Genomic DNA, 20,208 nt, shown 5'->3' with positions numbered 1-20,208 from the left:
GGCGCAACCGCTATCGCGTCATTCCGCGGACGCGTCGCCATGCGAGAACACCATCAGCGTCGGGCTCGCCGCCACGGTGAAGCCGAGGCCGGCATAGAGCCGCTCCACATGGCCGCTGGCCACGCATTGCAGCATCACCGTCTCGGCGCCCTCTCGTCTCGCCGTCTCGATCGCCGCCCGCGTGACCAGGGCGCCGAGACCGCGCCCGCGGCGGCTCGCGAGACTGCCGACATTGTAGAGGCCCGCGAGGCCTCCCGAGCGGTAGAGCGAGGCGCAGGCGACCGGGACGCCGTCCTCGCTCACCGTGAGATGATGCGCCTCCACCCCCTCGACCGGCCGGGCCTCCCGCAGCACCGGCAGGAACACCGCCTCGGCGATCGCGTTCACGCCCTCGTCGTCGTAGAGGCCGCGACAGACCGACAGATACGCCTCGCCGGGCGCGGCCTTCGCCTCCGCCGCGAGGGTCAGCCCGCCCGGCATGACCGGCGTCTGCGCCTGCCTGCAGTCGCGGACCATCCAGCGCGTCGGGAAGGCGGTCTGAAGGTCGGGATGGGTTCCGAGCCTCTCGCGGTCCCGGTCCTCGGTGACGAGAAGGGCCGGAAGGCGTTCGCGTTTCGCGGAAGCCGCCCGGACCCAGGACAGATCGGTGGTCTCCACGCCGACATTGAAGCCCGGTTCCGGAATGGCGGCGGACCAGAGGTAGCGTCCGCCATCGGGCGCGGTTTCGACATCCGAGACGTAACAGCCCGACTGCATCAGGCAATGGGCGTCGAGCATCTCGCGAAAGGCGATTCCCGTCATGCATTCTCCAAGAAGAGTCTCATAAAAATAAGGCTTTATGCAGCAAGAGTATCGATCGGTTCAGGCTGCGAACGCCCAAGAATATGGGGGTTTATTTCGATTTGTCCATATCTTAGTAGAGAACGAATTTATCTTGCAAATGGAATGATGAAAATCCGTGCCGGATATAGATGCGACTGGAAAGATTTACCTCGACATGGCAGGTCGACCGGATCTCTACCTGCCCGGTTCGAACGGCGCTCCGTCAGGCTCGCACCATCCCCTGCCTTGAAGCCACACCGACACCGGGACGCGGAGAGCCCGATCGCCCCAAGCTCACCCCTGGGTTGTGGGCATGGCGTGAATCCAATACAGGACCGAGTATCATGCTCATGATCCGGGTCGAGATCCATACTATACATGGTGGTTTGAACCGATGAAGGTGTCGGAATATTCAAGCGCTGCCTTGCGTTGCTCAGCCCTTTACGGTCATCGATCAAATCGAGGCTCGGCCTCATCTCGCCCCGCTCTCGTGGAGAACATCTCGTGATAGCCATGGCTTCCGAAGCCCAGGTCCGCCTCGCCGATGCCGGGCGTTACATCGCGGATCTGTGCGAGCATTTCCTCGAACACGACATCCCCGTGCTTCACGAGCCGGGACGCGGGAGGGTCGATTTCGATGTCGGGACCGGAACCCTCGTCGCCGCCGAAGGCCTGCTCGCCCTCAAGGCGGAGGCCGCCGACGAGACTTCCCTCGCCGTCGTCAAGTTCATGCTCGCCTCGCATCTCCAGGAGCTTCCCGGCGCCACGGACGCAGCCATCGTCTGGACCGGCGACGGCTGCGCCGACGAGACCATTCCGAGCCTGCGCGAGGTGACGGTCCGGCGCATCGTCGATCTCACGCCGCATATGCGCAGGGTCACCTTCATCGGCGCGGACCTGGCCCGCTACGACGCGTTCGACATGCATGTGCATGTCATCATCCCGCCCGCCGGCCATGCGCCGCAATGGCCCGTGCCGGGAATCGACGGCATCCCGGTCTGGCCGCAGGGCGACGGCGCGCCCTCCATGCGGACCTATACGATCCGTCGCATCGACGCGGCTGCGGGCGAGATCGACATCGACTTCGTCATGCATCACGACGCCGGTCCCGGCGCGTCCTTCGCGAAACGCGCCAAGGTCGGGGACGTGGTCGGGCTGCTCGGCCCCGGCGGCCGCAGCGTCGGCGCGGCGGAGTGGTATTGTCTCGCCGCCGACGAGACCGGCCTGCCGGCCATCGGTCGCATCCTCGGGCGGTTGCCGGGCCATGTCGGCGGGGTCGCGGTGATCGAGGTCGATGGGCCTGACGACGAGCAGGCGCTCGACCGGCCCGAGGGGGTGGAGCTGCGCTGGCTCCACCGCAACGGCGCACCGCCCGGCACGACCACGCTCCTGGCGGATGCGGTCCGGGCGATCCCGTTCCCGCAGGATCGCACGGTCTTCGCCTGGGCCGGCTCGGAATTCGATGCGTTCAAGGCCCTGCGGGCGCATTGGCGCAAGACCTGTGGCCTCACCCGTGACCAGCATCTCGCCGTGGCCTATTGGCGGCGCGGCGCCGACGAAGACGCCAAGGACGAGGATTGAAGCGTGATGTCAAAGAGCGTCATCCGAGGCGGCATGATTCCATGATGCTCGACCTGTCTCCCCTGCGGGCAAGCCGCGGGTTCCAGCTGCTCTATGCGGCGCGGGCCGCCTCGTTCCTCGCCTTCGGGGTGCTCGGCGTTGCCGTGAGCCTGCAGATGTACGCGCTCACGTCCTCGTCGCTGCAGGTGGCGTTCCTCAACGCGGCCGTCGCGGGCTCGATGGCGCTGGCGCTCATCGTCGGCGGCTGGCTCGCCGACAGTTACGACCGCCGCGCGGTCATGGTCTGGTCGCGCACGGCGCATCTCCTCACGATCCTGATCCTCATGGCCAACGCCGCCCTCGCGGCCCCGATGGTCTGGCCGATCTACGCGGCGGCCGTAGTCGGCGGCTCGACCTTCGGCTTCGGCATGCCGGCGATCATGGCCGCCACCCCGGCCCTCGTCGGGCGCGAGCACCTGTCGGGGGCCGCTGCGCTCACTGCCGTTGCGGCGCAGGCGGGCGCCATCGCCGGGCCGTTCCTGGCCGGGGCGATCACCGCCGGCGCGGGGCTCGTCGCGTGCTACGGCGTTGTCGCGCTCATCTCCGGCATCACGCCGATCGTGCTCGGGTTCCTGCCTCCGCTGCCGCCGCTGGCCGGCCCGTCCGCTGGAGCGCCCCTTCCCGTGCTCGCCGCCGACGAGGCCGGCTTCATGGGGGGCCTGCGCTACATCGCCCGCTCGCCCCTGGTGCTGAGCCTGCTCCTCGTCGATCTCGTCGCCCTGGTCTTCGCCGTGCCCTACGTGCTGCTGCCCGAACTCGCGACGCATGGGCTCGGCGGAGGGCCCGACAGTATTGGCCTGCTCTATGCCGCCCCTTCGGTCGGCGCGCTCTTCGGCGCCCTGGCCTCGGGACGGGCCGGCGCGAGCCCGTTCGCCGGGCGCTGGCTCGTGGCATGCGTGGCGATCTGGGCCTGCGCCTGCATCGCGCTGGGCTTCAGTGAGGGCATGGCTCCCGCCCTGTTCTGTCTCGCCACCCTCGGCGCCGCCGCGAGCCTCGCCGGCATCCTGCGCGCGGCCCTGATCCAGCGCGCGACGCCGGACGCGATGCTGGGCCGGGTGTCGAGCCTGTGGGTGCTGGAGGAGACGATCGGCCCGGCCCTGGGCGGCATGCAGGCGGGCACCACGGCCCATCTCGCCTCGGCGCGGATCGCCATGGCGGCGGGTGGCGGCCTCTGCCTCGCCGCCACCGCCGCCATCGCGGCGCTGACTCCCGCCCTGCGGGATGCGAGCCTCGCTCCGGAGGCGAAAAGGAAGGCCGACGATCTCGCCCTGGCTGCCGTCGATGCGCGTTAGAAGGGTCGTTGTCGGCTTGGCGGCCTGCTTCCTCGTGCTGGCCGTCTCGCCGGCGTGCGCAGAAAAGATGCCCGCGCAGCCGCGGGTCGCGGCCCTGGACTGGAGCGCCGTGGAACTCCTCCTCGGCCTCGGCATCGTGCCGATCGCGGTGACGCAGCCCGAGAACTACAACCGCACCGTGGTGGAGCCGGCGCTCCCCGAAGGCGTGGTCGATCTCGGCCTCGTGGTGGAGCCCAACCTCGAACTACTGGCGGGCCTGAAACCGGACCTCATCCTCGCCAACCCGATCCAGGTGGCGACGCAAGGGAGCTTCCTGTCGCGCATCGCCCCGACGGAGGCGGTCTCCATCGCCAATGCCGGGGGCGATCCCTACGAGCGGGCGAAGGCGGAGACCATGCGCATCGCCCTGCGTCTCGGCCGCGTCGATGAAGCCAAGGCCCTGGAAGCACGCACCGAGGCGATTCTCGCCGCGGCGGGGGCGAGCGCCTGCCCAGCCGAGAGGCACCCGACCTTCCTCGTCTGGATCGTCGATCACCGCAACATCGTGGTCTACGGCCGCACCAGCCTGTTCCAGACCGTGCTCGACCGCCTCCGCATCGAGAATGCGTGGACCGGCGCCAGCAACGCATCCGGCTTCACGGCGGTGGGGATCGAGCAGCTCGCCACCGGTCCGGCCGATGCCCGCATGGTCCATGTCGGGCCGATCCGGTCGGATGCGGCCAAGGCGCTGGCCGGAAGCCGGCTTTGGCAGACGCTGCCGGCGGTGCGCGAGCACCATGTCGATGTCGTGCCGCCGGTCTGGTTCTACGGTGGGCTGCCGGCCATCGCGCGCTTCGCCGAACTGATGACCGATCTCTCCAAGCGGAATTGCCCCCGTGGCTGATGCGAAACTGGCCGGATCGGGCTTGGGGGAATCGGTCTCGGCTGAACCAAACTTGGCTGAACTAGGCTTGGCCGCCCCCGCGCCGCGCCGCTCGCGGATCGGCGGAACATGGCTCCTCATCGGCGCGGTGGCCCTCGTGGCCGGGCTCCTCACCCTGCGCACGCTCACGGCCGACATGCCGCTCGGCCTCGCGCTGAAAGCCTTGTGGCGTCCCGACTGGACCGACATCGCGCAGGTCATCCTGCATGAGAGCGTGCTGCCGCGGATCGTCACCGCATGGCTCGCCGGCGCCGCCCTCGCTTTGTCGGGTCTGGTGCTGCAGCAGGTGCTGCGCAATCCCCTCGCCTCGCCCTCGACGCTGGGCATCTCGGCCGGGGCGCAGCTCGCCTTGGCCCTGGCCTCGCTGTTCGCGCCCGGCCTCTTCTCGCAGGGCCGGGAGGCCGTGGCGCTCACCGGCTCCGCCCTGGCGGTGCTCGCGGTCTTCGCGTTGGGGCGTGCCAAGGGCTTCGCGCCCCTGGGGCTGCTGCTGGCCGGGCTGGTGGTCGAGCTCTATTGCGGGGCGATCCAGACCCTCCTCGTGATCCTGCACCAGGAGCGGCTGTTCGGCCTGTTCGTCTGGGGTGCGGGCTCGCTCGCCATGAACGATTGGAGCGCGCCGGCCTATCTCGCGCCCCGCCTCGCCGTCGCCGCCCTTCTGGTGGCGCTGATGGCGAGGCCGCTCGCATTGCTCGACCTCGACGAGGCGAACGCGAAGAGCCTCGGGCTCTCCCTCGGCCGGGTCCGGTTCCTCGCCGTGGCCGTCGCGGTGGCGCTCGGCGGCTTCGTGGTGGCGGGGGTGGGCGTCATCGGTTTCGTGGGGTTCGCCGCGCCGATTCTCGTCCGCCTCACCGGCACGCGCACGCTGCGCGCCCGTCTCATCGCCGCGCCCCTGCTCGGGGCGGCCCTGATCTGGCTCACCGATTCCGTGGTCCTGGCGCTCGCCCCCATCGCACAGGTGCCGACGGGGGCGCTGGCCTCCCTCGTCGGCGTGCCGATGCTGCTCTGGCTGCTGCCGCGCCTGCGTGGCGTCGGCGCGCTGCATCGCCCAGCGGGCGGCGCCTCGGCGCGGCTCGCACGACCCTGGCGCCTGATCCTGGTCGGAGCGGTGTCGCTGGCCCTCCTCGTCTTCGTCGCGCTGACCCTCGGCCGCGACACGGCCGGCTGGCACTGGAGCCTCGGGGCCGGCCTCGAAGAACTGCTTCCCTGGCGCCTGCCCCGTATCGCCGCCTCGCTCGCGGCCGGCGCGATGCTGGCCATCGCCGGCACCCTGCTGCAGCGGCTCACCGGCAATCCCCTGGCGAGCCCCGAAGTGCTCGGGATCAGTTCCGGGGCCGCCCTCGGCCTCGTGGCCGTCACGATCGTCCTCGGTACGCCGGACCGGATGGCGCTGCTCGGCGCCGGCAGCCTCGGGGCCCTCGTGACCCTCCTGGCGATCGCGAGCCTCGGCCGCCGTGCCGACACCGTGCCCGAGCAGATGCTGCTGGCCGGCATCGGCCTCACCACCGGGTTCGGCGCGCTCCTCACCATCCTGATGATCAGCGGCGATCCCTCCGTGGTGATGCTGCTCGGGTGGACGGCGGGGTCCACGGCGCGGGTGGCGCCGGCGGATGCCGTCGCTGCCATCGCCATCCTCGTCCTCGGAGTCGCCTGCCTTCCCGCCCTGACCCGCTGGCTCGAGCTGCTTCCCCTCGGCGCTCCGACGGGCCGCTCGCTGGGGCTCGGCCTGCGCCGCAGCCGTCTCGTCATCCTGGCCTTGGCGGCGATCCTCACCACCGCGGCGACCCTGGTGGCGGGGCCGTTGAGCTTCGTCGGCCTCGTCGGGCCGCAGGTGGCGCGCTTGGCGGGCCTGACCCGGGCCGCGCCGCAACTCGCCGGTGCGGCCATCGCAGGGGCGCTGATCATGGTCGCGGCGGATTTCGTCGGACGGATGGCGTTCTTCCCCTACCAGCTCCCCGCCGGATTGGTGGCGACCCTCGTCGGCGGGCCGTTCCTGATGTGGCTGCTGGCCCGCCGTTGATCGTCTTTCGACAAGTTTTTTGCGGCGCTTGAATTGAATTGTTCCAAAGAAGGGTTGTGTTTCTTAGGCAACGCCGCCGCAACTTTTGTCATTAAATCTCAACTTTGACTTGCTGACAAAGACGCCGTGTGGATTCGTCTTGTCGAGACCCGATCTTGTTTTTGAATCGTTCTACGCGATGCATCGACAAGGAAATCTCGTTCTTTACCAATCAGGTCTGCGCCGTATTTCCGACGATCAAGGTCTTCCCTATGTCTGATGGCATGTTGCTCTCTTCTGGCACGTTCTCTCACAAAGCCGTGAGTGGCATGCGCTGCCTCGCCGGCGTCTCGACCGTGGCGCTGCTCGCCATGGTTCCCGCCCTGTGGAGCGGGGAAGCCTTCGCCCAAGCCGCTTCGGGCGGCACGGCGGCGGTGCAGCTCGATACATTGTCGGTGCAGGGCTCCGGCGCGGGTGTCGGCAGCGGCAGCACCAACGACAGCATCGTCGCGGCGAATTCCTACGTCGTGACGCGCAGCTCGTCCGGCACCAAGACCAACGCCAACCTGCGGGAGATTCCGCAATCGATCTCGGTGGTGACGCAGAAGCAGCTCGAGGATCGCGGCGCGCAGAACCTCGCCGATGCGCTCGCCTACACGGCCGGCGTCGTTTCCTCGCCTCAGGGCGAAGATGGCCGCTTCGACCAGCTCATCATCCGCGGCTTCGACCAGACCATCCGCGGCGTCTACCGCGACGGCCTGCGCTTGCCCGTCACCAGCTTCTCCGGCTTCCCGCAGGAGCCCTACGGGATCGAGCGCATCGACGTCCTGCGCGGGCCGACCTCAGGTCTCTACGGCCTGAACGATCCGGGCGGGCTCGTGAACTTCGTCAGCAAGAAGCCCCTCGACGTGCCTTTGCGCGAGATCTACGGCTCTTACGGCACCTACAACCGCAAGCAGTTCGGCTTCGACCTGAGCGGCCCGGCCAATCCCGAAAAGACCATCCTCTACCGGATCACCGGCTTCCTGCGGAACGGTGGCACCCAGGCCGATTACGTGGATCTCGACCGGGTCTACATCGCCCCGGCCGTCACCTTCCGGCCGTCGGCCGATACCAGCCTGACGCTTCTGGGCAATTACCAGAAGGATGTCTCGGGCGATAAGTACCGCTTGATCCCGCAATATTACACAAACGGGTCGAACCCGCTGAAGGCCAACCTGCGCGACCGCTTCCTCGGCGAGCCCGATTTCAGCCGGTTCAAGTCCGAGCGCGCCATGGCCGGCTACGAGTTCTCGCACCGCTTCGACAACGAATGGACCGTGCGCCAAAACCTGCGCTACGCCCATGCCAGCACCAACTACAACAGCATCTACCCGACCGGGCTGAACAATACGGCTTCACCGTCGCTCATCAACCGTTCGGCCCAGACCTGGCTGGAGGATTACGGCGTTTTCACCGTCGATACCCAGATCCAGCACGAGCACGTGTTCGACTGGTTCAGGAACACCGCCCTGCTCGGCATCGATTACAGCAACATCCAGAACAAGAGCGACCAGAGGGGCGGCCCGACCCAGGCCTTCTTCGATCCCAACTTCCTGCTCGGCGCCCCGGCGCCAGTGCTGGTCGGGCCGATCGACGTCCTCAACCCGACCTATGGCTCGGCCGTCGCCCCCCTGCAGAGGACGCTGTTGAGCCAGCTGTCGCAGGAGCAGACCGGCATCTACGCCCAGGATCAGGTGAAGTTCGGCAACGGTTTCCTGTTCAGCGCCAACGCCCGCTACGATTGGGTGAAGACGCGGACGGACGTGCAGAACCCCGCCCTGGATGCCGTGCGTACGACGCTGAACAGTATCGGTGTCGCAAACGCCATCCCGACCAATTTCGGGGTCACCCAGAATGCGGAATCGTATAGCGGCCGCGTCGGGCTGTCGTATCTCTTCGACAACGGCCTGACGCCCTACGTCGCGGCCGCGCGCTCGTTCAACGTGCTGCCGTTCTACATCCAGTCGAGCACGCCGAGCCCGATCGTCCCCATTGCCCCGGCCACCTACTCGATCGGCCCCGCCAAGCCCGAGATCGGGGAGACGGTCGAGGGCGGTATCAAGTTCCAGCCGCCCGGATCGAACAGCACGTTCCTCCTGTCGTATTTCGACACGAAGAAAACCAATGCGCTGACCTTCGATCCGACCGATCCGCTGCAGCAGGCCTATTACCAGACCGGCGAGATCGCGGTGAACGGCGTCGAGGTCGAGGCCACCGTGGAACTGGCCGAAGGGTTCCGCCTACTGAGCTCGCTCACCGCCCTCAACGCGCGGGTGACCAAGGATACGCCCCCGGACGCGCGGTTCGCGAGCACAGTCGGTAATCGTCCCATTCAAGTTCCGAACATCGTGATCTCGAACTGGGCCGACTATACCGTCCAGACTGGCGTGTTCCGTGGTCTCGGCTTCGGCTTCGGCGTTCGTTACATCGGCGACACGTTCGGCGATGCCGCCAACACCATCCGCGTGCCGGATTACTTCCTGATGGATGCGTCGATCCGCTATACCTACGACAACTGGCGCTTCCAGGTGGCCGCCAACAACCTCGCCGACCGGGTCTATGTCGGCACCTGCGCCCAACTCGGATATGTCGGCTGCAATTACGGTGACGGCCGCCGCATCACCGGCTCCGTCACCTACCGCTGGTAGGCGATACGCATCCGATGAGATCGGCCCCGGATCGAACGGTCCGGGGCTTTTCTTTTGGGCTATTGCCGTCACGTCGTTGACGCGGTCTCTCGCCCTCGACTAGCCTGACGATGACGGTTCCCCTTCGGGGGATCAAAAGGGAACGCGGTGAGGATCTTGCGTCCGATGCCGCGGCTGCCCCCGCAACTGTAAGCGGCGAGCCCATCATCAACACGTCACTGGAGGCTCCGGCTTCTGGGAAGACGATGAGAGGGCGTCGACCCGCGAGCCAGGAGACCTGCCGTCAGTCGTGGTCACACGCGAAACGCATCGGGCGGGGTGTCCTGGTGGGGTGTCGGGGCCTGCGCTCGCGTGGGGATCGGCTTCGTTCGCGGTGACGTGCCACTGCGCTGAGCCGCGCCTGCCGTTCGCCCGCGATGCCCGATCGTCCCTGTTCCTTCCGTTACAGAATCGCTCCACAGCTTGCCCTTGGCGAGACCGTTTGGTCCTCCGCGCAGGCATTTTGCCCGGTTCGACGTATTGTAACGTTATAACATACGATCTAGCAGAAGGGGCGCGGCATTCGGCCAGCGATCACTCCGGTTTGCCCAAACGAACATGCCCACACAGGTCACCAACCGCGCCCCCGGGCGGATATCCCCGGCCCGCGCCACCGCTTTCCTCGCGTCACTCCTCGGCTCGACCCTGCTCGCGGGCGAGGTCCGCGCCCAGGATTCCGTCAGCCAGAATGCCGTCACCCTCGACCAGCTCACCGTGGAGGGGAGCGGGGTCGGCCTGACTCGCGCCAACCCGGTCGGGCTCAACCTCTCGACCCCCTCCCGCAGCGCCAGTCGCCTCGGCCTGACGCCGCTGGAGACCCCCGCCAGCATCGATGTCATCAGCGGCGAGACCGCCCGAATCCGGGGCCAGAACACGGTGGTCGAGGCGGTGACGCAGAACGCCACCGGCATCACTACCATCGCGTCGCCCGGCAACGGCAACGGCGCCTTCTCCAGCCGGGGCTTCGCCGGCCCGAACTCGATCCAGCAGCTCTATGACGGCACGCGGCTGTTCGTGGGCGCCGGCACCGTGACCTTCCCGTTCGATACCTGGAACGTGGAGCGGATCGAGGTGCTACGCGGCCCGGCCTCCGTCCTCTATGGCGACGGCGCCATCGGCGGCGTGGTCAACGTGGTCTCGAAGAAGCCGAGCTTCACGCCGATCCATGCCGCCCGTGCCGCTACCGGGTCGGACGGGCTCGCGCGCCTCGCCGTCGATCTCGGCGGTCCCATCGGCGATGCGGTGGCCTACCGCCTCAATATCAGCGGCAACCGCGACGGCGGCTGGACCAGCCCGAACGGGGATTTCCGCAACCTCGCGGTCTCGGGCGCGCTGCTGTTCCAGCTCAACCCCGATCTCGCGGTGACGCTCAGCCACGATCTCGGCTACCAGGAGCCCGCGCGCTACTGGGGCACGCCGCTGGTCAATGGCCGGATCGTCCAGTCCCTGCGCAACAACAACTACAATGTCGACGGCGCGAAGATCTTCTGGGCCGACAACTGGACTCAGCTCAAGACCGAGTGGACGCCCAGCGCCGACATCACCATCCGCAACACCGCCTACCGGCTGCAGAGCCGGCGCCACTGGCTCGATGTCGAGCAGTACCGGTTCAATAGCGGTACTGGACGGATCGACAGGTCCGACTACCTCGAAATCTACCACAACCAGGAGCAGGTCGGGAACCGCTTCGACGCCGCCTTCAAGGGCAACCTGTTCGGCCTCCGCAACGAGTTCGCCATCGGGTTCGACGTCAACCACGTGGATTTCCGCCACACCAACAACTTCTCCAGCGCGGGCGGCGGCCTCGTCACCAGCGTCGATCCGTTCACCTACGATCCGGGCCTGTTCCCGGCCAATGGCTGCGCCAGCCCGGCCTATGCCACCAGCACCAACCAGGCTTCGGTCTTCGCCGAGAACCGGCTGATCCTCAGCGACCAACTCTCCTTCCTTACCGGCGTGCGTTTCGATGCGCCGACCCTGCACCGGCGCAACCTGCAGACCGGCGACACCTTCGCGCGCTCGTTCGAGGCCCTGAGCTACCGGTTCGGCCTCGTCTACAACCCGACGCCGGATTCGGCCCTCTACGTGCAATACGCCACCGCCACCGATCCAGTGGGAAGCCTCATCAGCCTGTCGCAAACGAACGCCAATTTCGATCTCTCCACCGGCGAGCAGATCGAGGTCGGGGCCAAGGGCCTCGCGCTCAACGGCGCCCTCGAATGGACGGTGGCGGGCTACCGCATCGTCAAGGACAACCTGATCTCGGCGGTGCCGGGCCAGCCCAATGTCTCGACCCAGGTCGGCCGGCAATCCTCGCACGGGGTGGAGGGGGCGCTCGCCCTGCGCCTGCCCGACGGCTGGCGCATCGACGCCAACCTCGCCTTGCTCCACGCGCAATACGACGAGTTCCGGGAGGGGGCGGTGTCCTATGCGGGCAACCAGCCCAAAGACGTGCCCGAGCGCGTCGCCAATGTCTGGCTCAATTGGGCCTTCGCCCGCGACTGGGAGGCGCGGATCGGGCTGCAGAATGTCGGCCGGGTCTTCAGCGACTTCTCCAACACCGCGCCGCGGCCCGACTACACCCTGGCCCATCTCGGCCTCGACCATCAGGTCACCCCGGCTTCGCGCCTGAGCCTTCGCGTCTACAACCTGTTCGACACAACCTACGCGATCAGCGGCAACGCCGTGGACGGGATCGGCACCAACTGGATCCTCGGGCGACCGCGCTCGTTCGAGGTGGCCTACAGCGTCGCGTGGTGAGCCTGTTCAAGCAGGGCAAGCGGTGGCTGGTCCTTGGCCATCGCTGGCTCGGCATCGGCACTGGGTTGCTCTTCGCCCTGTGGATCGGCTCCGGGCTGGTGATGCTCTATGTGCCGTTCCCGAGCCTGACGGTGACGGAGCGCCTCGCGCGTCTTCGCCCGATGGCGTGGGAGGCGGTCGCGGTCTCGCCGGACGAGGCGCTGGCCCAGTTGGGCGAGACCCGGATGCCCCGCAGCCTCGATCTGGAAATGCGCGGCGACGAGCCGGTCTACCGGATATCGTCCGGCGATGGCCGCCGCATCACCCTCTCGGCGCGGACCGGCGCGCCGGCGGGTCCGGTCGATGCCGAGGCGGCCCGGCGCCTCACCGGGGCCGGTCCCGGCGCGTCCGTGGAGGAGGTCGCGCGTGACCAATGGACGGTGACGGCGCGCTACGATCCCCTGCGGCCCTTCCACAAGGTCGCGTTGAACGACGCGGCCGGCACGGAGCTCTACGTCTCGCAAGGGACGGGGGAGATCGTCCTCGACACGACGCGGTTCGAGCGCGGCTGGAATTGGGTCGGTGCCGTCACCCACTGGGTCTATCTCACGCCGTTGCGTGCCCGCGCGGAGTTGTGGCGCGACGTGGTGCTGTGGCTCTCCGGCATCGCCGCCTTCACGGCGCTCACCGGCCTCGTCCTGGGGATCTGGCGCCTGCGCCTGAGGCGGCGCTACGCGCGAGGGCGCGTCACGCCCTATCGCGGGATGGCACGCTGGCACCATTTCGCCGGGCTTATCGGCGGGATCGGCCTCACCACCTTCATCCTCAGCGGCTGGCTCTCGATGAACCCGAACCGCTGGTTCACCTCCCTCGCGCCGCCCGCCGCCCTGCGCGAGGCCTATGCCGGGGCGGACAACCCTGTCGGCATCGAGACAGAGAGCCTGCGGGCGATGGCCGCCCATGCGCCCCTCGGCCTGCATCTCGCGCGGATCGGCGGTCATTGGGTCACGATGGGGCTCGACCGCACCGGCAAACGGGCGATCGGAGACGCACCCTCAACCGCTCGGATCGCGGCGGCGGCCGGTCTCGCGATGGCGGGTGCGAGGCTGGAGGGCATCGAGCGCCTGGATTCCCACGACCTCTACTGGTCGCCGCTCACGAGCGGGACGCTCCCCATCCTGCGCCTGCGCTTTGCCGATCCCGCCGCGACTTGGCTGCAAGTCGACCCGCAGAGCGGCGAGATCCTCAACCGGCTCGACCGCTCGGGCCGCGTCAACCGCTGGCTGTTCATGGCGCTCCACCGCCTCGACCTGCCGGTCCTCGTCGGCCACCCGCCGGCGAGGGACGCGGCACAATGGCTGCTCAACCTGCTCGCCGGAGCCCTCGTGATGACAGGGCTCGTCATCGGCTGGCGGCGGATCGGCCCGAAGGCCAGCGCGCATTCCCCTCTCCCCGCGCGCGGGGAGAGGGCCGCGACGACCCCGTCGTCGGCGCGGCAAGGCGGCAGCCGAGGGTGAGGGGGCGCGTCCGAACGGGCCACATCCGGAGAGACCCCCTCACCCTCGCCCTGCCGGGCTCACGTCGCCTCCCGACGAGGGGAGGACGACGTCCTCTCCCCGCCCGCGGGGAGAGGGGGAACCCCGCCTCTTTTGAATAGGGACGTGCCCTCAGACTGTTGGACTCGAAGGCCGGCGCGCATTCCCCTCTCCCCGCCCGCGGGGAGAGGGCCGCGTCTCCCCCTCGTTGGGGAGCGCGGCGAGGCGGCAGCCGACGGTGAGGGGGCGCGTCCGAAGGAGCCGCATCCGGAGATACCCCCTCACCCTCGCCCTGGCGGGCTCACGTCGCCTCCCGACAAGGGGAGGACGACGTCCTCTCCCCGCCTGCGGGGAGAGGGGGAACCCCGCCTCTTTTGAATAGGGACGTGCCCTCAGACTGTTGGACTCGAAGGCCGGCGCGCATTCCCCTCTCCCCGCCCGCGGGGAGAGGGCCGCGTCTCCCCCTCGTTGGGGAGCGCGGCGAGGCGGCAGCCGAGGGTGAGGGGGCGCGTCCGAAGGAGCCGCATCCGAAAACACCCCCTCACCCTCGCCCTGCCGGGCTCACGCCGCCTCCCGGCAAGGGGAGGACGACGTCCTCTCCCCGCCCGCGGGGAGAGGGGTAAACCGCCTCACCAACGGTGGAGAGTGCCCTATGACTGCCGGGCCGGAAGGCGCGTTCCCTATTGCTGCTGGGCCTGCTGCGATTGGCGCATGAAGCTGTCGGGCGTGCCGGTGCCGTCCGAGACGAAGCGGATGTCGCGCGGTTCGCGGCGGGGCGTGTCGACGGAGAGGAACACCATCGGCTCCTCCAGGATCTCCGGCACGGAATGCACCACGCCGCGCTGGAACATCACCAGCTTGCCCGGCCCAACCTCGACGGCGGGTTCGTCGGCGAACTTCATCATGCAGCGGCCGGAAAGAACGTAGAGATACTCGTCGCAGGAGGCGTGGCTGTGTGGCGGCGTCGGCGAATAGACCCGGAACACCCGCGCGCTTGCCGCCGGAACGTCGACGAACCGATGGTCGGCCACCATGGTGGAACAGGCCTCCGGCAGGGTCGCCACGGCGGCGGCGACGTCGAACACCGCATGGGCGGCCGTGCTGGAATGTGTCGGGTCCTTGTCCATCGCGCGTCCTGGGGCTGTCCGTCTGATTGCCGGCGCAGGATACCCGCTTTTCGCGCCCGCCCCAACGACGATGCCGCGATGCGCCCCAGGAAGACCGGCCCGCCCCCTCAGGCGGCCCGCACGGTCGCGAGGAAGCGGGCGACATCGGTGCCGAGGCGGTCCGCCTGACGGGACAGTTCGGCGGCGGCCGAAAGCACCTGGCTCGCCGCCGCGCCGGTCTCCTCGGAGGCCTGGGCGACGCCGCCGATATTCGCGGTCACTTCGCTCGTTCCGCTCGAGGCTTCCGCGACGTTGCGGACGATTTCCTGGGTCGCCGCGCCCTGCTGCTCCACCGCCGCGGCGATGCTGGTCGCCACGACGTCGATTTCGCGGATGCGGGCGGTGATGTCGCCGATGGCGCTGACCGCCTCGCCGGTCGCCCCCTGGATCATGCCGATCTGCCGGCCGATCTCGTCGGTGGCCCGTGCGGTCTGGTTGGCGAGTTCCTTGACCTCCGCGGCGACCACCGCGAAGCCGCGACCGGCCTCGCCGGCCCGCGCCGCCTCGATCGTGGCGTTGAGCGCCAGAAGATTGGTCTGGCCGGCGATCTGCGAGATCAGGACGACCACGTCGCCGATGCGGGAGACCGAGCCGTCGAGCGCCTGGACGAGGTCGGCCGTCCGGTTCGCTTCGCTGACCGCCCGGCGGGCGAGCTCGGCCGAGCCGTCGACCTGCCGGCTGATCTCGCTCACCGAGGTGCCGAGTTCCTCGGCCGCCGCCGCCACGGTGCCGACATTGGCCGCCGCCTCCTCGGCCGCCGCGGCGACGCTGGTGGATTGGGCCGCCGTCTGCGTCGCCGTGGCGCTCATGCTGCGGGCGGTGGCCTGAAGCTCGGTCGCCGAGGACGAGACCGTGGCGACGATGCCGCCCACCGCCGCTTCGAGTTCGTCGGCGAGACTAAGCATGGCCTGCCGCTGCCGGGCCGCCACCGAGGCCGCCAGACGCTCCTGCTCGGCGCGATGCAGCCGGCGCTCGACGACGCTGTCGCGGAAGGCTTCCGCCGCCTTCGACAGTGTCCTGACCTCGCGCGGGCCGCCCTGGGGCACGGCGACATCCTCGTCCCCCCGGCCGATCGCATCGAGCACCGAGGCCATCCGGGTCAGCGGCCGGGCGATGGCGCCGCCCAGCCCGAAGGCGAGGCCCACGGAGAGCAGGAACGTGGCGAGGCCGGCGACCAGCCAGGCCAGCAGCGCGCTCTCCGCCCCCGTCCGGTTCGCAGCGGCGGCGGCGACCAGATCGGCGCTCAGGCGGTCCTCGACCCCCTTCAGGCCGTCGATCCGCTTCGACGCGAGCTGGAACCAGAGCGGCGCGTCGCGGAAGGACAGCGTTTCGCCCAAAGCCGTATCCAGCGCGAGGTTGCGCAGGCGCGCCGTCTCACGGGAGGCCTCGGAGGCCTCCACCGCGTCGAGCAGAGCCGCCTGGTCAGCCTCCGCTCCGGCGCGGAACCGTGCCTCGGCGGAGCTCTGTCCGCCACCCAGGCCGGCGAGCCGGACGAGGGCCGGCTGGTCGAGGCGACCCGCCGAGAAGGCGGCGGCCCCCGCCGCGCGCTCCTGTCCCGCCTGCTCCTTCAGGGTGAGGAAGGCCGAATAGGCCGAGGCCCGCCGCGCGATGGCGGCATTGCCGACGAGACCCGCCATCTCGCGGACGACGGCGAGCCCTTCCGAGACCAGTCCGGTATAGAAGGCTGCGGCTTGCGGCCCGGTCAGTTCCAGCGCGTCGATGCGACGGCGCTGGTCCGCCAGCCGGGCCAGATCCTGTTCGAGCGCCTGCCGGTGGCGTCCGAAGGCCGGATCGTCCAGGGCCGCTTTCACGTCGCGGATGCCGGCATCGGTCCGGCCGCGCTGGGCCGCGAGTTCGGGCGCGAACTGGCTCCCCGTCGAGCCGATGAACAGGCTCGACGCGCCGCGCTCGCGCTGGACCTCGTGCAGGAAGGCGCTGATCCGCGTGGCGAGGCTGGCCAGCGCCTCGACGCGGATCATCTCGTTGCGCTGCGTCGCCCGGTCAGAGACCGCGATCGCCGTCACGGCTCCGAAGGCGAGACAGGGTGCCAGGGCGACCGCAACGATGCGGGCGCGGAGCGTATTGAACCATCTGAAAGACATGCTGGCACCCTGATCTGCCGAGATGGCTCGATCCACTCGGCGAGAACGCATAAATAATGTTAAAGAATGTTATATACTTGAGGAATGAGTGCGGTCGATTGTGTGGAGACCGGTGCGTGCAGGCCTCCAAGTCGCACAACCGATCCACTCCCCCTTGTGCGGGTTGATTTCCTGCAAAAAATGCTTTGCGGATGGCTTCCTGGCCGGATGTCGATCCTCTCGGGAAAAGGCCGACACCGTCGTCAGGTCGTCCCTCCTCTCGGCTTAAGCGCCTCGGCCATCCGTCTCACCGTCGGTATGACGGCACGCTCCGGCACGCAGGCATAGCCGAGAAGCAGCCCCTGCTCGGCGCGCGCCGGATCGGCGAAATGCGGCGAGAGCGCCGTCGTGGCGATGCCGGCACGCGCGCAGGCTTCCACCGCCGTGAGATCGTCGAAGGCCGCCCCGGCCGGGGGCCGGCCCACCAGATGCATGCCGCCGTCGCGGGGCGGCACCTCCAGCAGCCCGCCGAGGAGATCGCGGCCTGCCGCCACGAGGGCGGCCTGTCGCTGCCCGTAGAGACGCCGCGTCCGGCGCAGATGCGCGCCGAAATGGCCCTCGTCGATGAAGCGGGCGAGCGCGCCCTGTCCGAGGATCGAGGCGAAGCCGCCGCTGCCCGTGAGGGCGCGGCGGACGGGCTCCACCAGGGTTTCCGGCAGGACGAGGTAGCTCATCTGCAGAGCCGGCATGAGCACCTTGGAGACGCTGCCGACATAGAGAACGCGTCCGGCCCGGTCGAGGGCGTGGAGCGGTGCCAGCGGTCGCCCGGCATAGCGGTACTCGCCGTCGTAATCGTCCTCCACGATCCAGCCACCCTGCGCCTCCGCCCAGGCGAGGAGGGCGAGGCGGTTCTCCAGGCTCATCGTGGCGCCGAGGGGATGGCCCTGGGCCGGCGTCACCACCGCCAGTCGCGCTCCGGGATCGATGGACCGCGCCCGCGCGATCGAGAATCCCGCCGCGTCGCAGGGCACCGGGACCGTGCGCAGGCCGGCGGCGCGCAGGGCGTGGGCGAGACCGGGAAAGCCCGGATCCTCCAGATAGGCCGCCTCGCCGGGCTCGAGCAGAAGCTCGGCCAGGAGGCGGAGGCTCTGGCGGATGCTGCTCGTGACGATCACCGCCTCCTCGTGACAGGCGACCCCGCGCCCGGCCGACAGGTAGGCCGCCAGGGCCCGGCGCAGGCGCGGCTCGCCCAGGGGATGGAGCAGGCTGGGAGGGCCGGCCCGCCATTCGGCCTGGAGCAGGCGCGCCCAGGTTTCACGTGGAAACGCATCGAGGGCGGGACGGCCGAGGGCGAAGGCGTCGGGGATCGGAGGGGCGTCCCCCCGTGCCGAGGCCATGGCGGCCCCGCGGCGCGAGAGCACCGCCGTCGCGGGCGAGGGGCGGGCGGGGGAATCCGGATTGCGTGGGGCCAGGAGGTCGTCGGGCAGGGTCTCGGCGACGCGGGTGCCGGAGCCCGCACGCGTGGTGAGGTAGCCCTCGGCGACGAGCTGCTCGATGGCGAGGAGGATCGTGCCGCGTGCGCAGCCGAGATCCTCCGCGAGGCTGCGGGAGGAGGGCAGGCGCTCTCCGGGCGGCAGGCGGCCAGACAGGATCGCGTCGCGCACGGCCTCCCGCACGCGCCCGTGCAGGCTCGTCTCCACTCGACGGGGCCCGCCGGCCGGCGGCGGGTCGAGGGCGAGTTGGAGAGGAAGGGGAGGGCGGCGCCGGGTCGTCGTCGAACTGGTCCAGTCGGGATGCGGAAACTGGATCTTCCGCATGATCTGCTTCGCGTCAACAGAGGCGGCGAACACCACGCCGCGCCGAGGATCATCATGTACGAGCCGCCCCATTTCCGGAGCGACGATCTCGAAGCCCAGGCCGCCCTCATCCGCGCCTGTCCGCTCGGCCTGGTGGTGAGCGCGGGAGCCGGCGGGCTGATGGCCAACCCGGTCCCGTTCCTGCTCGACCGCGAGGTGGGGGAGGCGGGCACGCTCCGGGCGCATCTCGCCCGCGCCAACCCGCACTGGCGCGACCTCGACGGGCTCGCCGAATGCCTCGTCGTGTTCCAGGGGCCCGACCGCTACGTCACGCCCTCCTGGTACGCGACGAAGCGCGAGACGGGGAAGGTCGTGCCGACCTGGAACTACGCCACCGTGCAGGCACGGGGCCGCCCGCGCGTCATCGAGGACGAGGCCTGGCTGCGCCGGCAGATCGACGACCTGACGCGGATGCGGGAGGCGGGGCGGGACGCACCCTGGGCGGTGGCGGACGCGCCGCCGGCCTTCACGGCGGCGCAGATCAGGGGGATCGTCGGCATCGAGATTCCGATTGCGCGGCTCACCGGCAAATGGAAGGTCAGCCAGAACCGCTCGGAGGCGGACCGGGCCGGCGTCGCGGCGGGCTTGCGCCGGGATGCGGGCGGCGACGACGCGATGGCGGATCTCGTCGACAGAATGGGACAGCGGGCATGAGCGAGCACGTGAACCGTTACGGCCAGCCGATCGGCCCCGCCCTCCCGGACTGGAGCCCGCCGCCGCCCCCGCCACGCGAGGCGTTGCAGGGCCGGTTCTGCCGGATCGAGCCTCTCGACGCCGAGCGCCATGCGGGCGACCTCTTCGGCGCCCTGGCGTACGACCCGGCGCGCTGGACCTACCTGCCCGGAGAGCCCCCGGCGGACGAGGCGGAGTATCGCGCGCGACTGGTCGAGATCGCCCGGAGCCGTGACCCGATGCATCATGCCATCCTGGACGCCGCCACCGGCCGCGCCCTCGGTCTGGCGGCCTATCTCAGGATCGAGCCGGCCCATGGCTGTATCGAGGTCGGCCATCTCCAGTTCGGCCCTGGCCTCGCCCGGAACCCGGCCGCCACCGAGGCGATGGCCCTGATGATGGCCCGCGCCTTCGACCTCGGATATCGCCGCTACGAGTGGAAATGCGACAGCCTCAACGCGCCCTCCCGCGCGGCGGCCCTGCGCTACGGCTTCACCTTCGAGGGCATCTTCCGCAACGCCATCGTCACCAAGGGCCGCTCCCGCAACACGGCCTGGTTCGCGGTGACCGATGCGGACTGGCCCCGCCTGCGGGAGGCCTTCGCCGCCTGGCTCGCCCCGGAGAATTTCGACGATGCGGGGCGCCAGAGGCGGAGCCTCGCGGCCCTGCGGGGGTGAAGCCCCTGAAGGCTCCCGTCGATCGCCATCGAGAGATCCAAAACCTCGCGGGTGACGCCAGCCGGCTCCCTCCGAAGGCCGGACATCGAACCGCATCCACA

Annotated in this window: 13 protein-coding genes and 1 riboswitch; of the genes, 9 read left to right on the top strand and 4 right to left on the bottom strand. The window is 69.5% G+C overall.

Features of this window, described 5'->3' with window-relative positions:
• Nucleotides 1–18: 18 nt before the first annotated feature.
• On the bottom strand, nt 19–801 hold the full coding sequence (locus ACYQOP_RS05445; protein WP_461221574.1) for a GNAT family N-acetyltransferase: 783 nt from the start codon (nt 799–801) through the stop codon (nt 19–21).
• A 534-nt stretch (nt 802–1,335) separates the two neighbouring features.
• On the opposite strand from ACYQOP_RS05445, the gene ACYQOP_RS05440 reads away from it, so the two are divergent.
• The 7 genes from ACYQOP_RS05440 (at nt 1,336) to ACYQOP_RS05410 (ending at nt 13,637) form a co-directional block, all read left to right on the top strand.
• Nucleotides 1,336–2,403 (top strand): DUF2218 domain-containing protein, encoded by a 1,068-nt coding sequence (locus ACYQOP_RS05440; RefSeq protein ID WP_461221572.1) that lies wholly within the window; start codon nt 1,336–1,338, stop codon nt 2,401–2,403.
• A 41-nt stretch (nt 2,404–2,444) separates the two neighbouring features.
• Nucleotides 2,445–3,734, top strand: coding sequence for an MFS transporter (locus tag ACYQOP_RS05435; RefSeq protein WP_461221570.1), 1,290 nt, complete (start codon nt 2,445–2,447; stop codon nt 3,732–3,734).
• A gap of 67 nt (nt 3,735–3,801) precedes the next feature.
• The gene (locus ACYQOP_RS05430; RefSeq protein WP_461221568.1) at nt 3,802–4,617 is read left to right on the top strand and encodes an ABC transporter substrate-binding protein; all 816 of its coding nucleotides are present in this window, start codon (nt 3,802–3,804) and stop codon (nt 4,615–4,617) included.
• Nucleotides 4,610–6,673 carry a Fe(3+)-hydroxamate ABC transporter permease FhuB gene (fhuB, locus tag ACYQOP_RS05425; RefSeq protein ID WP_461221566.1) on the top strand — a complete coding sequence of 688 codons (2,064 nt, stop codon included), beginning with the start codon at nt 4,610–4,612 and terminating at the stop codon, nt 6,671–6,673. The genes ACYQOP_RS05430 and fhuB overlap by 8 nt, the downstream gene beginning before the upstream one ends.
• A 263-nt stretch (nt 6,674–6,936) precedes the next feature.
• Nucleotides 6,937–9,342 (top strand): TonB-dependent siderophore receptor, encoded by a 2,406-nt coding sequence (locus ACYQOP_RS05420; RefSeq protein ID WP_461221564.1) that lies wholly within the window; start codon nt 6,937–6,939, stop codon nt 9,340–9,342.
• A gap of 97 nt (nt 9,343–9,439) precedes the next feature.
• Nucleotides 9,440–9,641, top strand: a riboswitch (cobalamin riboswitch).
• A 298-nt stretch (nt 9,642–9,939) separates the two neighbouring features.
• Nucleotides 9,940–12,141: a TonB-dependent receptor gene (locus ACYQOP_RS05415; RefSeq protein WP_461221562.1), complete on the top strand. Its 2,202-nt coding sequence runs from the start codon at nt 9,940–9,942 to the stop codon at nt 12,139–12,141.
• A complete protein-coding gene (locus tag ACYQOP_RS05410; protein ID WP_461221560.1) occupies nt 12,135–13,637 on the top strand; it encodes a PepSY domain-containing protein in 1,503 nt (500 codons plus the stop codon). Before ACYQOP_RS05415 ends, ACYQOP_RS05410 begins: the two co-directional genes overlap by 7 nt.
• Before the next feature lie 698 nt (nt 13,638–14,335).
• On the opposite strand, the gene ACYQOP_RS05405 is transcribed toward ACYQOP_RS05410, so the two are convergent.
• The 3 genes from ACYQOP_RS05405 to pdxR all read right to left on the bottom strand — a co-directional run bounded on the left by ACYQOP_RS05405 (nt 14,336) and on the right by pdxR (nt 18,719).
• Complete coding sequence (locus ACYQOP_RS05405; RefSeq protein WP_056428555.1) at nt 14,336–14,782, bottom strand: cupin domain-containing protein; 447 nt, start codon at nt 14,780–14,782, stop codon at nt 14,336–14,338.
• Between the two features lie 107 nt (nt 14,783–14,889).
• On the bottom strand, nt 14,890–16,923 hold the full coding sequence (locus tag ACYQOP_RS05400; protein WP_461221559.1) for a methyl-accepting chemotaxis protein: 2,034 nt from the start codon (nt 16,921–16,923) through the stop codon (nt 14,890–14,892).
• A 242-nt stretch (nt 16,924–17,165) separates the two neighbouring features.
• Nucleotides 17,166–18,719: a MocR-like pyridoxine biosynthesis transcription factor PdxR gene (gene pdxR, locus ACYQOP_RS05395; protein ID WP_461221557.1), complete on the bottom strand. Its 1,554-nt coding sequence runs from the start codon at nt 18,717–18,719 to the stop codon at nt 17,166–17,168.
• Nucleotides 18,720–18,773: 54 nt separating this feature from the next.
• Here pdxR and ACYQOP_RS05390 point away from each other — a divergent pair, with 54 nt between their 5' ends.
• Both ACYQOP_RS05390 and ACYQOP_RS05385 read left to right on the top strand, forming a co-directional pair.
• Nucleotides 18,774–19,412 (top strand): FMN-binding negative transcriptional regulator, encoded by a 639-nt coding sequence (locus ACYQOP_RS05390; protein WP_461221556.1) that lies wholly within the window; start codon nt 18,774–18,776, stop codon nt 19,410–19,412.
• Nucleotides 19,409–20,107, top strand: a complete 699-nt coding sequence (locus ACYQOP_RS05385) for a GNAT family N-acetyltransferase (protein WP_461221555.1) — start codon at nt 19,409–19,411, stop codon at nt 20,105–20,107. The genes ACYQOP_RS05390 and ACYQOP_RS05385 overlap by 4 nt, the downstream gene beginning before the upstream one ends.
• Nucleotides 20,108–20,208 lie beyond the last annotated feature (101 nt).

The organism is Methylobacterium sp. CM6247 (assembly GCF_054817925.1).
The sequence above is the reverse complement of the archived record's forward strand: the minus strand, read 5'-3'. Positions and strand labels throughout refer to the sequence as shown.

What these genes read in the sequence shown, in the direction of transcription:
- ACYQOP_RS05445 (WP_461221574.1), bottom strand. Translation starts at nt 801, where the DNA reads ATGACGGGAATCGCCTTTCGCGAGATGCTCGACGCCCATTGCCTGATG.
- ACYQOP_RS05440 (WP_461221572.1), top strand. Translation starts at nt 1,336, where the DNA reads ATGGCTTCCGAAGCCCAGGTCCGCCTCGCCGATGCCGGGCGTTACATC.
- ACYQOP_RS05435 (WP_461221570.1), top strand. Translation starts at nt 2,445, where the DNA reads ATGATGCTCGACCTGTCTCCCCTGCGGGCAAGCCGCGGGTTCCAGCTG.
- ACYQOP_RS05430 (WP_461221568.1), top strand. Translation starts at nt 3,802, where the DNA reads ATGCCCGCGCAGCCGCGGGTCGCGGCCCTGGACTGGAGCGCCGTGGAA.
- ACYQOP_RS05420 (WP_461221564.1), top strand. Translation starts at nt 6,937, where the DNA reads ATGTTGCTCTCTTCTGGCACGTTCTCTCACAAAGCCGTGAGTGGCATG.
- ACYQOP_RS05415 (WP_461221562.1), top strand. Translation starts at nt 9,940, where the DNA reads ATGCCCACACAGGTCACCAACCGCGCCCCCGGGCGGATATCCCCGGCC.
- ACYQOP_RS05405 (WP_056428555.1), bottom strand. Translation starts at nt 14,782, where the DNA reads ATGGACAAGGACCCGACACATTCCAGCACGGCCGCCCATGCGGTGTTC.
- ACYQOP_RS05400 (WP_461221559.1), bottom strand. Translation starts at nt 16,923, where the DNA reads ATGTCTTTCAGATGGTTCAATACGCTCCGCGCCCGCATCGTTGCGGTC.
- pdxR (WP_461221557.1), bottom strand. Translation starts at nt 18,719, where the DNA reads ATGCGGAAGATCCAGTTTCCGCATCCCGACTGGACCAGTTCGACGACG.
- ACYQOP_RS05390 (WP_461221556.1), top strand. Translation starts at nt 18,774, where the DNA reads ATGTACGAGCCGCCCCATTTCCGGAGCGACGATCTCGAAGCCCAGGCC.
- ACYQOP_RS05385 (WP_461221555.1), top strand. Translation starts at nt 19,409, where the DNA reads ATGAGCGAGCACGTGAACCGTTACGGCCAGCCGATCGGCCCCGCCCTC.